Here is a 15,744-nt window from a genome sequence, read left to right as displayed (position 1 = left end):
ACCGATGAAACGGAAGGAGTACGCCATGGGACTGAAGCAGTCGGATATCACCGCCATTCTCGGGCCCGTCGACGAAACTTTGATGGCCGAACTTCTTGCCACCGGCGCGACCGCGAGCGAACTTGCCGAAGCGATCGCCTGGGTCAACAACGACGAAGCGCTGATCGGCGAGGGCCGCCATCTTCCGGCCGGCCGTGTCGCGGCGTTGATCGACATCCTGACGCCCGACGACGACGAGGAGTGAACTTGGAAACGACGGCGTAGAGCAGAGGTGCCCTGCTCTGCGCGTTTCAGGCGGCCGTTGAGGAGCGATGCCCGCCGACATGGAAGCGGGCACGAAGACATCGCAAAAATTCCGTGTTGAGGGAGGGCCATATGGCTGCCAAGGAAGTCAAGTTCACCAACGATGCCCGCGATCGGATGCTCCGCGGGGTGGATATCATGGCCAACGCCGTCCGCGTCACTCTCGGCCCCAAGGGCCGGAACGTCGTGATCGAAAAATCCTTCGGCGCGCCGCGGATCACCAAGGACGGCGTTTCCGTTGCCAAGGAGATCGAACTCGAGGACAAGTTCGAGAACATGGGCGCGCAGATGCTGCGCGAAGTCGCCTCCCGCACGAGCGACGTCGCCGGCGACGGCACGACGACCGCAACGGTGCTCGCGCAGGCCATCGTCCGGGAAGGCGCCAAGGCGGTTGCCTCGGGCATGAACCCGATGGATCTGAAGCGCGGCATCGATCTCGCCGTCGACGCGATCGTCAAGGAACTCAAGAACAACGCCCGCAAGGTCTCGAAGAATGCGGAAATCGCTCAAGTTGCCACCATTTCCGCCAATGGCGATGCCGAAATCGGCCGCTATCTCGCGGAAGCGATGGAGAAGGTCGGCAATGAAGGGGTGATCACCGTCGAGGAGGCCAAGACGGCCGAGATAGAACTCGAGGTCGTCGAGGGCATGCAGTTCGACCGGGGCTACCTGTCGCCCTATTTCATTACCAACCAGGACAAGATGCGGGTCGAGCTGGAGGATGCCTACATCCTCATCCATGAGAAGAAGCTCTCCAATCTCCAGGCGATGATCCCTATCCTCGAATCGGTCATCCAGGCCGGCAAGCCGCTTCTCATCATCGCCGAAGACGTCGAGGGTGAGGCGCTCGCCACGCTCGTCGTCAACAAGCTGCGCGGCGGCCTGAAGGTGGCGGCCGTGAAGGCGCCCGGCTTCGGCGACCGGCGCAAGGCCATGCTGGAAGACATCGCGATCCTGACGGGCGGCACCGTGGTTTCGGAGGAACTCGGCGTCAAGCTCGAACACGTGACGGTGGATACGCTCGGCCGAGCGAAGCGCGTGATGGTGGAAAAGGAGACGACGACGATCGTCGACGGCGCCGGATCCAAGGAGGACATCAAGGGCCGCGTCGCGCAGATCAAGGCGCAGATCGAGGATACGACTTCGGACTACGACAGAGAAAAGCTGCAGGAGCGGCTCGCCAAGCTCGCCGGCGGCGTCGCCGTCATTCGCGTCGGCGGCTCGACCGAAGTCGAGGTCAAGGAAAAGAAGGACCGCGTCGACGACGCGCTGCACGCAACGCGCGCCGCGGTCGAGGAAGGCATCCTGCCCGGCGGCGGCGTTGCGCTCCTGCGCGTCGTCAAGGTGCTCGGCAATCTTGCGACAGCCAATGACGACCAGCGCGTCGGCATCGAGATCGTCCGCCGGGCGATCGAGGCCCCCGTTCGCCAGATCGCCGAGAATTCAGGTGCCGAAGGATCGATCATCGTCGGAAAACTCCGGGAGAAACCGGAATTCGCCTATGGTTGGAACGCCCAGACCGGCGAATTCGGAGACCTTTTCGACATGGGCGTGATCGACCCCGCCAAGGTCGTGCGCACGGCGCTGCAGGACGCTGCTTCTGTTGCTGGTCTTCTCGTGACGACGGAGGCGATGATCGCGGAGAAGCCGAAGAAGGATGGGCAGCCGCAGATGCCGCCCACGCCCGGCATGGACTTCTGAGCGTAGTTGAACGGGGCGCGGTCCTCGCGCCCCGGCGCTCCCCTCACGCGGGTTCCGTGTCGATACCCGCTTCGGTCAGTTCCTTGAAGCCGCCGATGTTGAACACCGACGTATAGCCCATGTCCTGAAGCGTCTTGCCCGCAAGGGCCGAACGGCCGCCGGAGGCACAATGCAAGAGGATCGTCTTGTCCTTCTGGAATACGGGATTGTGGTATTGGCTCTCCGGGTCGGCGCGAAATTCCAGCATCCCTCGCGAAACGTTCACCGCCCCCTTGAGCTTGCCGGTTTGCAGAACCTCCGTCGGATCGCGAACATCGACAATGAGCACATCACCGGAGCGCATCTTCTCGGCGGCTTCGGTGGGAGACAATTTCGGGACGGCACTATTTGCCTCCGCCAACAGGTCCTTGACGTTCTTCGCCATCATTCCCTCCAATAGGTTGCCATGGAGCAACGGAGAAAGGGAACGCTTTGAAGGCACCCCTGTCAAGGCGAGCATCGAATAACATTTTCGGGGGATGCGAGGGGGGCATGCCCGCAACGAGCGGTCGCAGACGAGATTGCTTCCTGCTCGGCTTCCCGAGTCCAAAGAAAAACCCGGCGAGGTCATCGCCGGGTTTTTAATAGCCTTCGAAAAGATCAGTCCTTCTTCTGCGGGATCGGACGGATCGCCAACTCCCTGAGCTGCGCCGGCGTTGCCGGCGACGGAGCGCCCATTAGCAGGTCCTGGGCTTGCTGGTTCATCGGGAACAGCGAGATCTCGCGCAGGTTCTTGGCTCCGACGAGCAGCATGACGATGCGGTCGATACCGAAGGCCATGCCGCCGTGCGGCGGGGCACCGTACTGGAAGGCGCGGTAGAGACCGCCGAACTGTTCTTCGACGTCCGCTTGGCTGAGACCGACATTCTCGAAGGCCTTTACCATCAGCTCCGGCGACTGGTTGCGGATAGAGCCCGAGGCAATCTCGAAGCCGTTGCAGACCATGTCGTATTGGAATGCCTTGATCGACAGGAGATCGTCGCCGGACAGCGCTTTGAGGCCACCCTGCGGCATCGAGAACGGATTATGGGCAAAGTCGACGCGCTTCTCCTCCTCGTTCCATTCATAGAACGGGAAGTCGACGATCCAGCACAGTTCGAAGCGGTCGCGATCGACGAGGTTCAGTTCCTCGCCGGCCCTGGTGCGCGCCTCGCCGGCGAATTTGTAGAACTTCGCCGGCTCGCCGGCGACGAAGAAGCAGGCGTCACCGTCGTCGAGACCAAGCTGCGTGCGGATCGCATCGGTACGCTCCTCGCCGATATTCTTGGCGAGCGGACCAGCGCCTTCGAGCTTCTCGCCCTCCTTTCGCCAGAAGATGTAGCCGAGACCCGGCTGGCCTTGGCTTTGGGCCCAGGCGTTCATGCGGTCGCAGAATGCGCGCGAGCCGCCGGTCTTGGCGGGGATCGCCCAGATCTCCACCCTCGGGTTGGAGGCGATCATGTTGGCGAAGACCTTGAAGCCGGAGCCGGCGAAATGCTCGGTGACTTCCTGCATCTCGATCGGGTTTCTGAGATCCGGCTTGTCGGAACCGTATTTGCGGATCGCCGTATCGTAGGAAATGCGCGGGAACTTTTCCGTCACCGGCTTCCCGCCGGCGAAATCCACGAAGATAGAGCGGATCATCGGCTCCATCGTGTCCCAAACGTCCTCCTGCTCGACGAAGCTCATCTCGAGGTCGAGCTGGTAGAATTCGCCAGGGAGACGGTCGGCGCGCGGATCCTCATCGCGGAAGCAGGGTGCGATCTGGAAATAACGGTCGAAGCCGGCGACCATCAGAAGCTGCTTGTACTGCTGCGGCGCCTGCGGCAGCGCGTAGAAATTGCCGGGATGAATGCGGCTCGGCACCAGGAAGTCGCGAGCGCCTTCCGGCGACGAGGCGGTCAGGATCGGCGTCGTATATTCGGTGAAGCCGATCTCCGTCATTCGCCCGCGCATGGCGCCGATGATCTCCGTGCGCTTGACGATGTTCCTGTGCAGCGTCTCGCGGCGGAGATCCAGAAAGCGGTACTTGAGACGCACGTCTTCCGGATAGTCCGGCTCGCCGAAAACCGGTAGCGGCAGTTCCTTGGCGGCGGACAGGGTCTCGATCTCGCGGGCATAGAGCTCGATCTCGCCGGTCGGCATGTTCTTGTTGACGGTCTCTTCGGTGCGCGCCTTTACGATGCCGTCGACGCGGATGACCCACTCGCCGCGGACTGTCTCGGCCATTTTGAAGGCAGGCGAATCCGGATCGGCGACAACCTGTGTCAGGCCATAGTGATCGCGCAGGTCGATGAACAGCACGCCGCCATGATCGCGGACGCGGTGAACCCAGCCGGAGAGGCGAACGGTGGAGCCGACATCCGATTTGCGGAGAGCGGCACAGGTGTGGCTGCGGTAACGGTGCATCATCTAGTCCTGGAATTGCAAAAAGGCCGCGCAGCTCGCAAAACGGCGCACGGCGGCATGTTCAAAGTCGGGCGGAAAAGCGCATGATGCGCCGCTTTTGTCAAGGCCGCGACGTGGTTTGCCGACAAGAGTACCGATCCGGACCGTAGATCACCGGCCTTCGCCGCCAAAGCAACCGGCAGGGCGCAGAAAGACCGAAAAGGGTCACAAATCGCGACTGTCCCCCGCGAACGGCCATCGCTAGACAGGGTATCAGGGCCGCACAGGTCTTGCGAGTCGCGGCCGCAATCGGATGCTTCCTACCATGTCCCAGATTCGCCCGCTCATCCCGCTCCTCATCACCGCCGGCATCCTCATCGGCGGCAACGGGCTGCAGGGCACCTTCATCTCGCTCAGGGCACTTGAAGAGGGATTTTCGACCTCGCTGATCGGCCTCATCGGCGCGGGCTACAATGTCGGTTTCGCGATCGGCTGCGTCTACGTCACCCGCATTCTGCGGGCAATCGGGCACATCCGCACCTTCTCGGCGATGGCGGCGATCGCCTCGGCGGCCGCGATCGCCATGGTGCTTCTCATCGATCCGTGGTTCTGGTTCCTGATGCGACTTGTCGCCGGCATCTGTTTCGCGAGCCTCTTCGCGACCGTCGAAAGCTGGCTGAACGCCAGCGTCACCAATGCCAATCGGGCGCGCACGCTGTCGGTCTATCGCCTCGTCGATCTCGGCTCGGTGACTGCGGCGCAGTACCTCATCCCCGGAATAGGCATCGGCGGCTTCGAGCTCTTCGCGATCATCGCGATGGCGCTCACCCTTTCGCTCGTGCCGATCTCGTTCGCCGACCGCTCGAGCCCAGTCGCTCCGGAAGCGATCCGCTTCGACATCAAGGCGCTCTGGAACATCTCGCCACTCGCGACAATCGGCTGCATCGTCGTGGGCCTCACCAACGCCGCCTTCCGCTCATTGGGACCGATCTATGCGCAGGAAATCGGGCTTTCCGTTACGGCGATTGCGACGTTCATGAGCGCGGGCATCATAGGCGGCGTCGTACTGCAATATCCTCTCGGCCATTATTCGGACCAGATCGACCGGCGGCTGATCATCCTTGTCGCGACTTTCGGCTCTCTTCTTGCGGGCCTCTTCCTCGCCTTCGGCGCCGGCAACGACGAATGGCTGAACTTCGCCGGCATCTTCGCCTTCGGCGCCTTCGCAATGCCGCTCTATTCACTCTGTTCGGCGCATGCCAATGATCACGCGGCGGAGGGCCAGCACGCACTTGTCTCCGCCGGCATGCTTTTCTTCTGGTCGCTTGGGGCGATCATCGGGCCGCTCTTCGCCTCGTTCATGCTCGATATCTTCGGACCGCAGGCGCTGTTCATCTATACGGCGGTGATCCTCGCCCTCTTCATGCTCTACACGCTTCGGCGCATGACGGCCCGCGCATCCGTTCCGGCGCAGGAGCGCTCGATGCCCTTCCGCAACCTGCTGCGCACCTCCTCCTTCTTCAATAAGCTTGCCGGCGGCGGCCAATCACAGAAGGAACTCTGACCCTCCGCCTGCGGCAAGATGCGCTGCGCCGAATTGCTGAAAGCAAAAATCAGGTTTAGAAACGGCCAATCGCTTCCCCGGAGAAAGGCCATTAGGGGTCCTTTCGCCGACTCCGCTCCGCCCACTGGAATTGAAACGCCATGATGCCGATGCTCCGCCGCCGAACATTCCTCCAGGGCTCGGTCGCGCTTGGCGGCGCATTTGCGCTCGGCGCCAGCGTCGCAGCTAAGACCGGCGCCACGCCCGATCCGCAGATCTTGACCGCGCAGTTCACCGATGCGCAGATCGCGGCCGATGGCGTCACCCCTAAGGTGATGACCTATGGCCTCGGTGAAAGAACCCACACTGGCCTGCCGCCGGTCTTGAGGATGCGCAAGGGCGAGGCCTATGCGGCGCGGCTGTTCAATCGTCTCGACGAGCCGACGACGGTCCACTGGCACGGTCTCCGAATCCCCAATGCGATGGACGGCGTGCCGGAAATGACCCAGCCCTACGTTTATCCGGGCGATCACTTCGACTATGTCTTCACACCGCCCGACGCGGGGACATTCTGGTACCATCCGCATTGCAACACGCTGACGCAGGTGGGAAGCGGGCTCACCGGCGTAATCGTCGTCGAGAATCCCGAAGATCCAGCCTTCGACGCGGAGATCGTCCTCAATCTGCGCGATTGGCGGCTCGGCGCCGGCGGTAAGTTCATCGATTCGTTCAAGCCGCGCGATGCGGCGCGCGGCGGGACCTACGGGACCGTGAGAACGGCAAACTGGCAGCGGGAGCCCGTCTATGACGTCCCCGCCGGAGGGCTCGTGCGCGTAAGAATCGCCGCCACCGACGTCACGCGCATCTACACGATCGGGCTCGCAGGCGCGCCGGCAACGGTTATAGCGCTCGACGGCAATGCCGTCGACGCCCCCTTCCCGCTCGACCGGCTGGAGGTCGGCCCCGGCCAACGCGTGGACCTCGCAATCCGCATGCCGGAAAGCGAGGGCGAGCGCGCCACGCTCGGCAATTTCCGGGGCTCCAGTCCCTGGACCATCGCGGCCTTACGGGCAGTCGGCACTTCACTGAAGCGGGACCTCAGAGATATCGTCGCCCTCCCGACGAACCCTGTGGCCGAGGCCGATCTCTCGGCGGCGAAGCGAATTCCGATCGATCTCACGGCAACCGCCGAGCACAAGGCGACGCCTTCCATTTGCGGCTCGCTCGGCTACACGTTCTGGGCGATCAACAAGACCCCGTGGCCGGGTGATACGTCCGACCCCGTCGCGCCGATCGAAGAACTGAAGCTTGGAGGAAGCTATGTGCTCGAAATCGCCAATCGCACCCCGCATGCCCATCCGATCCACCTGCACGGCTTGAGCTTCCGCATTCTTGCCTCGAACAAGCGCAGCTTCCTTCCGCCGCCGACGGATACGATCCTCCTCTTGCCGGATGAACAGGCGGAAGTGGCACTGGTCGCCGACAACCCCGGCGACTGGGTGATCCATTGCCACATCATCGAACATCAAAAGACCGGCATGACTGCTTATTTCAGAATTGTCTGACAATTTCGATTGTGACAGATGCTGCGAGACGATACACGGGAAGGCTCAAGCCGCATTTTTGCCACAGTGATTTAAAACCCGATGATTCAAACGACAGCAGATCTGGAGGCCACCTGCGAAAAGCTGGCCCGCTCAAGCTATATTACGATCGACACAGAATTCCTGCGTGAAACCACGTTCTGGCCGGAACTCTGCCTGATCCAGATGGCGAGCCCCGACATGGCCGTCATCGTGGACCCAATGGCGCCGGGGATCGATCTTGCGCCATTCTTCGCCCTCATGGCCGATCCGAATGTCCTCAAGGTGTTTCATGCCGCCCGCCAGGACATCGAGATCATCCATCATCTCGGTGATCTCATTCCGCATCCCCTCTTCGACACGCAGGTGGCGGCGATGGTCTGCGGCTTCGGCGACAGCGTTTCCTATGACCAGCTCGTCAACCGCATCAAGAACGAGCAGATCGACAAGTCGTCGCGCTTCACCGACTGGAGCCGTCGGCCGCTGACGGACAAGCAGCTCGACTATGCGCTCGCCGACGTGACGCATCTAAGGGACATCTACCAGTACCTGACCAAGGAACTGGAACGCGAGGGGCGCTCCTCCTGGCTTGCCGAGGAAATGGCGATCCTTGAAAGCCGGGAGACCTACGACCTGCATCCCGACAATGCCTGGCAGCGGCTGAAAATGCGCGTGAGAAAGCCTATCGAGCTTGCGGTGCTGCAGAAGGTGGCTGCCTGGCGCGAGCGGGAGGCGCGCACGCGCAATGTGCCCCGCGGCCGGATTCTCAAGGACGATGCGATCTACGAAATCGCCCAGCAGCAGCCGAAAGACGCCGAAGCTCTCGGGCGCCTCAGAACCATCCCCAAGGGCTGGGAGCGCTCCGGCGCGGGCGCCGCGGTGGTCGAGGCCGTCGGCGAGGCTCTGTCTATACCGAAAGCCGAACTGCCGCGTCTGCCGCGCCAGAATCATACGCCGGAGGGTGCTGCGGCGGCGGGGGAATTGCTGAAGGTCCTGTTGAAGCTCATTTCCGAAAAGGAAGGCGTCGCGGCCAAGATCATCGCCAGCAGCGACGATCTCGACCGAATCGCCGCCGAAGGCGAGAAGGCCGATGTCGCCGCCCTCAAGGGCTGGCGCCGCGAACTTTTCGGCGAGACGGCGCTGAAGCTCATCAACGGAGAGGTGGCGCTGCGCTTCGTCGGCAAGAAGGTCGAGGCGATCGAAATCCCCGGTTGAAGCCGCGCTTCTTTGGACAACTTTCCGCCTGAATCGATCTCTAGCCAGGACGAATCGAAAGGCTGATTACGTCGAAGGCTCAGAATCAGCTATCTGAACATATCGCGGACCGCCGTCCGATCCGCGATCGTCCTGCATGCTTTCCGGTTTCGAGGCTTCCACACATGCGCTGGAGATTTTCCACGCTCGACGTCATTCTGTTGCTGCTGGCGGTCGCCGGCAGCGGCGTCGCCTATGCGTGGGTGGTCTACGGCGATGGCGGTCTGATCGGCGCGACCTATGCGCTCTTCATGTGCATGCCGATTCTCGCCTTTGAACGGCACATTATCTTCCGACGTCTCTACCGGAGGATACACGGCCTGCCGACGCCGGCCTTTCTTCTCGCGTCCCTGGCCGTCTACCTCACCTTCGGCAATATCGGCTACGCGGCCGCCGGGCTCCTGTTGCACCTTACCGGTCTCCTGCGCGAAAGCAGGGCCGATGCGATGCTGCCGTCACTCAACGTGCTTCTATACGCGCTTGCGACCTCCGGTCCGATCGTCTTCGTCCTCAGGGTGCGCGAACTGCTCGGCCGCGACGTCTTCCTCAGCCTTCTGACCGGGCGCTACCGCAAGCCGGTGCAGGAGGAGCGCGTGTTCCTCTTTATCGATCTCGCCGGCTCCACGTCTCTCGCCGAGCGCTTTGGCGACCTCAAGATGCAGGAGTATCTCGGAAGGCTGTTCGCGATGCTGGCCGATCCGGTCATGCGCTACGGCGGGTCGATCGACGACTATATCGGCGACGCGGCCGTCATCAGTTGGTCTTTCGACCGCGCGGTTGCGGATGCAGCCTGTATTCGCTGCGTTTTCGACATCCTCGACCAGGTCGAAACGGACGGCCACCGCTGGAGCAAGGATTACGGGGAAATCCCGCGCCTGCGGGCTGCGCTCCACGGCGGAACCATCGTTGCTGCCGAGATCGGGGTCGACAGGCACAAGATCACCTATTTCGGTGACACGGTGAATACGACGTCGCGCCTCGAAGGTCTCTGCCGAACGCTCGATCGGCAGGTCCTGATCTCGGCCGACTTGGCACGGCGTACGCGCCTGCCCGCCTTCGTGACAAGCGAAGATCTCGGCGAACACGAGCTCAAAGGTCGAGGCCAGAAGCTCGGGGTATTGTCGCTATGCGCCGGCGGCCTGCTGAAACAAACGCCAAATTCCGTTAGCCGTGTAGCTTCGCTCCCTTCGTGATCTTGTCGACGATTTTCCTTTCCGCATGGATCGCGATGCCGGCAACGGCGGCGTCATCCGGCCCGAATTGCTCGAAGACCTCGCGGTTCGCGTGGTCATGGCCGGTCGAGAACATCTGATCGACGTAAATCGACGTCTGGACCTTTCTTTCGAGGGCGCGCCGCTGGATGTTACTGAGTGTCGAACCGTCCGTCGAAAGCACGACGATCGGCTGAATGCTGAGCGCGTTGTAGACATTGCCCGCGGCGTCGCGATATGGCTCGCCAATGATCTCCGGTTTCTGTCCGGCAATGCCCGTCGCCAGGAAGGCGGCGACGTTCAGTTTCTGCCACACTGCGAGATCATCGCGCAGGACAATTGCAAATTTCGTGTCAAACATGATGGGAAGCCCGCTTTTGGTATCCGAAAGCGAGGTTAGCCAAGCCGGCCGCTACGATCTTGAACGTTCGTGCATAAGCCGGATCGGGTAGGCTCCCGCTGTCATCAAAGCTTCACCGGGCTGTAAAACAAGCATCAAGCAACCGTCATCAAAGCCGCCTATCGGGGATCGTTCTTTCCTCCAAACTTGGGTGAACTACATGACGAGATCCTTTTTTGCCACCGTGGCGCTGACGCTTTTGATGTCGAGCGCGGCACTTGCCGAGGAGAAGGCCTTCCCGGCAACGCTGAAGGCGCACGCGATCCTTGCGGCCAACACGATCATCGCTGCTCCGGCCGATGCCGCGGACTATCTGAAGACCTCGGGCAAGTTCTCCACAGCCGACCGCAAGCGCGCGACCAAGCTCGGCAGCGTGCCGGGCAAGGACGGCGTTCGGCCGACGCGCCTGTCGCTCCCCTTCAACGGTCAGCCGATGCAGGGCTTCTCCGGCATCAAGGCGATGGGGGACGGAACCTTCTGGAGCCTGTCGGATAACGGCTTCGGCAACAAGCTCAACTCGACCGATGCCATGCTGATGCTGCATCACCTCAAGATCGACTGGGACGCCGGCAAGGTCGAATTGCTTAAAACCGTCTTCCTGTCCGACCCGGAGCGCAAGGCGCCCTTCCCGATCGTCATGGAAGGTTCGGCCACACGCTATCTCACCGGCGGCGACTTCGACGTCGAGTCGATCCAGCCTGTCGCCGACGGCTTCTGGTTTGGTGAGGAGTTCGGCCCCTATCTCCTGAAGTTCGACACCACCGGCAAGCTCACCGACGTCGTTCCGACGACGGTCGACGGCACGCCGGTGCTCTCGCCTGACAATCCGACACTGACGCTGCAGGCGGACCCCTCCAAGAAGATGCCGGTCTTCAATTTGAAACGATCCGGCGGTTATGAAGGGCTGGCGCTGTCCAAGGACGGCACGAAGCTCTACGGCCTGCTCGAAGGACCGATCTGGACGGACAACGAGACAGTGGAGCAGGCCGATGGCCGCCCGGCCCTGCGCATCATTGAACTCGACGTCGCCAGCAAGGCATGGACCGGACGTAGCTGGCTCTATCCGCTCGCGGAAGGCGGCGAGGCGATCGGCGACTTCAACATGCTCGACGAAAAAACCGCGCTGGTGATCGAGCGCGACAATGGTGCCGGCACCCTCGACAAGGCCTGTGCGGATCCCAAGGATCCGAAGCCGGATTGCTTTGCGGTCGGATCCAAGCTGAAGCGCATCTACAAGATCGAGATGAGCGAGGAAAACGTCGGCAAGGCGGTGCGCAAGATCGGCTACATCGATCTCTTGAAGATTGCCGATCCGGACAACCGGAAGCGCCAGGGTGGCGGCGAGGGCTACTATGATATGCCCTTCGTCACGATCGAGAATGTCGACCGCGTGGACGAAACGCACATCGTCGTCGGCAACGACAACAACCTGCCCTTCTCCGCCGGACGCTCTCTCGACAAGGCGGACGACAACGAATTCGTGCTGCTCGAGGTCGGCGAATTCCTGAAGGCCGAATAACGATGGAAGAGGCCGCGCGGAATACCCGCGCGGCCTCTTCCCGCTTGGGCAGATCCCTCAGCGCTCGAAGCGGAAGGCGAGTCTCTTCCCGGTCAGCTTGGCGAGCTGCTGGAGACGACCGTCCAGGCGTTCGCCCGCGAAATCGGCATAGGCTGCCGGAACCACGAATTCGAGATCGATATCCGGCTGTTGCGATGGCCGCAATGTCAGATGACGCGCCACGCCCGGCATGGATGCCGAGAAGAGATAAGCGACGCGCAGCAGGCCACCCAGAAGCTTCGCCAATTCGAGCAGGCGCGGCGTCGTGATGCCGGCCAGCGGACTTGTGGCGCCATCGTCGTTGAGGCCCTCAAGACGGTAGTAATTCGCTAGTGCGATATAGGCCCGACCGGCATGGGTGATGCCGGTGAAGGCCGAGTGGGCGATGATGTTGAGGGCCTGCAGGCCGCGATAGTCCGGATGCGCGCGCCAGCTGATGTCGGCCAAGAGACAGGCAGCCTGACGGTAGCGGCTCTCCTCCTCGGTTTCCTCGATGCCGAAATAAGGCACCATACGGCCGGTCCATTCCGCAAGCTCGCGGGCGTGTTCCGGGGAGCGGGCGCGCAGTATGGCGATCTCGTCGGCGGCCGCCAGCAACGGGTCCTGCAGACGCTCCTCATCGGAAAGCAGCGAATACAGGTAGCCTTCGCGAACGCCGAGCGCGGAGAAAGAGATGCGCCCCGGCTTCATGATAGAGATCGCCTCTTGCATCGTCACCGCACCGAAAGGCAAGAGGCTTCGGCGGCTCTTGGAAATCGTCGCGTAGGCGGACGGCTTGAGGTTCTTCGGTTCGATCACTTCGGTCAGGATCGCCATCGCTTCGTCAAAGGAGATCTCGTAGCCCTGCATCATATGCAGCGGATAATTGAGCATCTCCATGTGGAGCTTGGCGATGGATCGCCACGTTCCGCCAACGGCATAGAAGGTCCGTCCGGTTCCCTTCGTCAGGACCTCGGCGCTCCTCATGAACTTCCGTGTCCAGGTTCGTGCCCTGCTCAGGGAGCCGTTGCTGTGTTCGAAGAGTCGGATACCCCCGAGCGGCAGCGTTATACCGTTGCCGATGCGCCTTCCTTCGACCTCTACGAGCTCCAGCGAACCGCCGCCGAGGTCGCCAACGACACCATCCGGATCGTGATAGCCGCTGACGATACCCATCGCGGAGTAATAGGCTTCCTCCTCGCCGCTCAGGATCCGTACCTTTTGTCCGAGGATGGCTTCCGCCTTTTCAATGAAGGCTGCGCCGTTTGTCGCTTCGCGTGCGGCGGCCGTTGCCAGCACATACATCTTTGACGAGCGCGCCTGGTCGGAGAGCGCCCGAAAGCGCTGCAGCGCCTTCAGCGCCCGTTGGACGCTCTCGTCCTCCATGCGGCCCGTCGCGTCGATGCCCTTGCCGAGACCGCACATCACTTTCTCGTTGAAAAGCATCGCCGGCGAACGGCTCAGCCCCTCATAGACAACGAGGCGAATGGAGTTAGACCCGATATCCACAACGGAAACCGGGCGGATACCGGGCAAACGCCCCTGCGCTTCAGATTCGGCCATGCAATTCCAGTTTACTTGCGCCAACCGCTTTTCCAGCCGGCAATCAGCTTCGGTGCGCTGGACTTCAGAGCTTCACCCCGACCCGAAAGGCTCGGGTTGGTCATGAAATAATGCTGCGCGTTGAACGGCTCGGCGTCCTTGCCCACCTCCATCCGACGCGAGGTGCCGTCCGGAAGAATCTCGTAGCTCTGCTGGTTGTCGATGAGATTGCCCAGCATGATCTGCGAAAGAACCTGTTCGTGCACAGTGCGGTTGATGAGCGGCACGAGCGTCTCGACCCGCCTGTCCAGATTGCGCGGCATCATATCCGCCGAGCCTATATAGACAAGAGCATTTTCCGAAGGAAGACCGTGCCCGTTGCCGAAGCAGAATATGCGCGAATGCTCGAGGAAGCGGCCGACGATGGATTTGACCCGGATATTGTCGGAGAGACCGGGCACCTGCGGACGCAGGCAGCAGATACCGCGCACGACGAGATCGATCTCGACGCCCGCGCGACTGGCCCTGTAGAGCGCATCGATGATGTCCGGATCGACGAGCGAATTCATCTTCATCCAGATCGCCGCCGGCCGGCCCGCCTCCGCATGCGCGATCTCTTCATCGACGTGCTTCAGGATGCGCGGGCGCAGCGTATGGGGCGAGACCGCCAGCTTCATGCCGGCCTCCGGCTCGCCGTAGCCGGTGATGAAGTTGAAGATATTCGCCATATCGTGGGCGATCACCGGGTTGCAGGTGAAGAACGACAGGTCGGTGTAGATTTTCGCCGTGACCGGGTGATAGTTGCCGGTTCCGAGGTGGCAATAGGTTCTGAGCTTGCCCTCCTCGCGGCGGACGACCATCGACATCTTGGCGTGGGTCTTCAATTCTATGAAGCCGAAGACGACCTGGACGCCGGCGCGCTCGAGGTCGCGCGCCCAACGGATGTTGGCTTCCTCGTCGAATCGAGCCTTCAATTCTACGAGCGCCGTCACCGACTTGCCGGCCTCGGCGGCATCGATCAGAGCGCGCACGATCGGGCTGTCGTTCGAGGTTCGATAGAGCGTCTGCTTGATTGCCAGCACGTCCGGGTCGCGCGCCGCCTGCAACAGAAACTGTACGACGACATCGAAGGATTCATAGGGATGGTGGACCACCATGTCCTTCTCACGGATGGCGGCAAGGCAATCGCCGCCATGCTCGCGTACGCGCTCGGGGAAGCGCGGATTGTAAGGCTCGAAACGCAGGTCATCCCGCGGCGCTTTGGTGATTTCCGAGAGCGTGTTGAGCGCGAGCAAGCCGGGCAAAACGGCGACACGATTTTCCGGAACGCCGAGCTCGTGCACCACGAACTGGCGCAGCGAGGCGGGCATCTCGGAATCCGTTTCGATCCGGATCACCGACCCTCGACGGCGGCGCTTGAGCGCCGTCTCGAACAGACGGACGAGGTCTTCCGCCTCTTCCTCGACTTCGATATCGCTGTCGCGAATGATACGGAACGTGCCCGAGCCCTGCACCTCATAGCCGGGGAAGAGCCGGTCTATGAATTGGCCGACAACGTCTTCGAGCGTGATGTAGCGAATGACGTTCTTGACGTCCGGCAGGCGAATGAAGCGGTCGAGCGCCACCGGCAGGCGCAGGAGCGCCGTCATCGGCTCGCGGCCGGTCTTGCTGACGAGTTGCAGCCCGATCGAGAAACCGAGGTTGGGGATGAACGGGAACGGATGCGCCGGGTCGATCGACAGCGGCGTCAGGACCGGGAAGATCGACTGGTCGAATTCGTTGGCGAGCCAGCTCCTGTCCTGCGCCGACAGAGATGCCGGGCGGACGATGAGAATGTCTTCCTTGGCAAGATATTGCTGAAGGACGGCAAGCGACGCCTGCTGCTCCATCTGGAGATTGTCGACCTCCTGCAGGATTTCATCGAGCGTTTCGGCCGGCGTCTTGCCATCGGGGCTGCGCAGCGAAAGTCCCGAACGCACCTGCCCCTCGAGACCCGCGACGCGAACCATGAAGAATTCATCGAGGTTGGCGGCCGAGATCGAGAGGAAGCGGACGCGCTCCAGGAGCGGATGAGCGGTGTTCAACGTCTCTTCGAGGACGCGGCGATTGAACTGAAGCCAGGAGAATTCGCGGTTGATGAAACGCTCGGGGGCCGTCAGGAGATCCAACTGCTCCACGGGCGCTTCACGTTTTTGCTCAACGGGCGCCTCGTGTTCGGTGATTGCAGACGTCGCCTTGTCCATGCCCTTCAAAACCCCATTACT

The 15,744-nt window shown here is 61.9% G+C and carries 12 protein-coding genes; 7 read left to right on the top strand and 5 right to left on the bottom strand.

The genetic code is table 11. The annotated features are described in order from the left end of the window. Positions 1-25 precede the first annotated feature (25 nt). Together AYK65_RS06030 and groL are read left to right on the top strand one after the other, a co-directional pair. Complete coding sequence (locus AYK65_RS06030; protein WP_026612583.1) at positions 26-244, top strand: hypothetical protein; 219 nt, start codon at positions 26-28, stop codon at positions 242-244. 131 nt (positions 245-375) lie between these two features. Continuing rightward, positions 376-2,004 carry a chaperonin GroEL gene (groL, locus tag AYK65_RS06025; protein ID WP_081158044.1) on the top strand — a complete coding sequence of 543 codons (1,629 nt, stop codon included), beginning with the start codon at positions 376-378 and terminating at the stop codon, positions 2,002-2,004. A 43-nt stretch (positions 2,005-2,047) separates the two neighbouring features. Here groL and AYK65_RS06020 read toward each other — a convergent pair whose 3' ends face one another. Then, entirely contained in the window at positions 2,048-2,428 is a 381-nt protein-coding gene (locus tag AYK65_RS06020; protein ID WP_026612585.1) for a rhodanese-like domain-containing protein, read from the bottom strand. Between the two features lie 215 nt (positions 2,429-2,643). Next, positions 2,644-4,431, bottom strand: coding sequence for an aspartate--tRNA ligase (gene aspS / locus AYK65_RS06015; protein WP_081158077.1), 1,788 nt, complete (start codon positions 4,429-4,431; stop codon positions 2,644-2,646). A 304-nt stretch (positions 4,432-4,735) separates the two neighbouring features. Here aspS and AYK65_RS06010 point away from each other — a divergent pair, with 304 nt between their 5' ends. The 4 genes from AYK65_RS06010 (at position 4,736) to AYK65_RS05995 (ending at position 9,983) form a co-directional block, all read left to right on the top strand. After that, a complete protein-coding gene (locus tag AYK65_RS06010) occupies positions 4,736-5,974 on the top strand; it encodes an MFS transporter (RefSeq protein ID WP_081158043.1) in 1,239 nt (412 codons plus the stop codon). A 143-nt stretch (positions 5,975-6,117) separates the two neighbouring features. Beyond that, positions 6,118-7,518 (top strand): multicopper oxidase family protein, encoded by a 1,401-nt coding sequence (locus tag AYK65_RS06005; RefSeq protein WP_172401981.1) that lies wholly within the window; start codon positions 6,118-6,120, stop codon positions 7,516-7,518. 81 nt (positions 7,519-7,599) lie between these two features. Next, a complete protein-coding gene (rnd, locus tag AYK65_RS06000; protein ID WP_046118339.1) occupies positions 7,600-8,751 on the top strand; it encodes a ribonuclease D in 1,152 nt (383 codons plus the stop codon). Between the two features lie 164 nt (positions 8,752-8,915). Then, the gene (locus AYK65_RS05995) at positions 8,916-9,983 is read left to right on the top strand and encodes an adenylate/guanylate cyclase domain-containing protein (RefSeq protein ID WP_081158041.1); all 1,068 of its coding nucleotides are present in this window, start codon (positions 8,916-8,918) and stop codon (positions 9,981-9,983) included. Here AYK65_RS05995 and AYK65_RS05990 read toward each other — a convergent pair. Beyond that, on the bottom strand, positions 9,955-10,362 hold the full coding sequence (locus AYK65_RS05990) for a DUF2000 family protein (RefSeq protein ID WP_046118341.1): 408 nt from the start codon (positions 10,360-10,362) through the stop codon (positions 9,955-9,957). The genes AYK65_RS05995 and AYK65_RS05990 overlap by 29 nt on opposite strands. 199 nt (positions 10,363-10,561) lie before the next feature. On the opposite strand from AYK65_RS05990, the gene AYK65_RS05985 reads away from it, so the two are divergent. Continuing rightward, positions 10,562-11,920: an esterase-like activity of phytase family protein gene (locus AYK65_RS05985; RefSeq protein ID WP_026612592.1), complete on the top strand. Its 1,359-nt coding sequence runs from the start codon at positions 10,562-10,564 to the stop codon at positions 11,918-11,920. A 57-nt stretch (positions 11,921-11,977) separates the two neighbouring features. Here the strand turns inward: AYK65_RS05985 and ppx are convergent, their stop codons facing one another. Beyond that, positions 11,978-13,501 carry an exopolyphosphatase gene (gene ppx / locus AYK65_RS05980; RefSeq protein ID WP_081158040.1) on the bottom strand — a complete coding sequence of 508 codons (1,524 nt, stop codon included), beginning with the start codon at positions 13,499-13,501 and terminating at the stop codon, positions 11,978-11,980. Positions 13,502-13,512: 11 nt separating this feature from the next. Further along, the gene (locus AYK65_RS05975) at positions 13,513-15,723 is read right to left on the bottom strand and encodes an RNA degradosome polyphosphate kinase (RefSeq protein ID WP_026612594.1); all 2,211 of its coding nucleotides are present in this window, start codon (positions 15,721-15,723) and stop codon (positions 13,513-13,515) included. Positions 15,724-15,744 lie beyond the last annotated feature (21 nt).

This window comes from Ensifer aridi (assembly GCF_002078505.1).
Classification (GTDB): domain Bacteria; phylum Pseudomonadota; class Alphaproteobacteria; order Rhizobiales; family Rhizobiaceae; genus Sinorhizobium; species Sinorhizobium aridi.
This window is presented reverse-complemented; position numbering and strand designations above follow the sequence as displayed.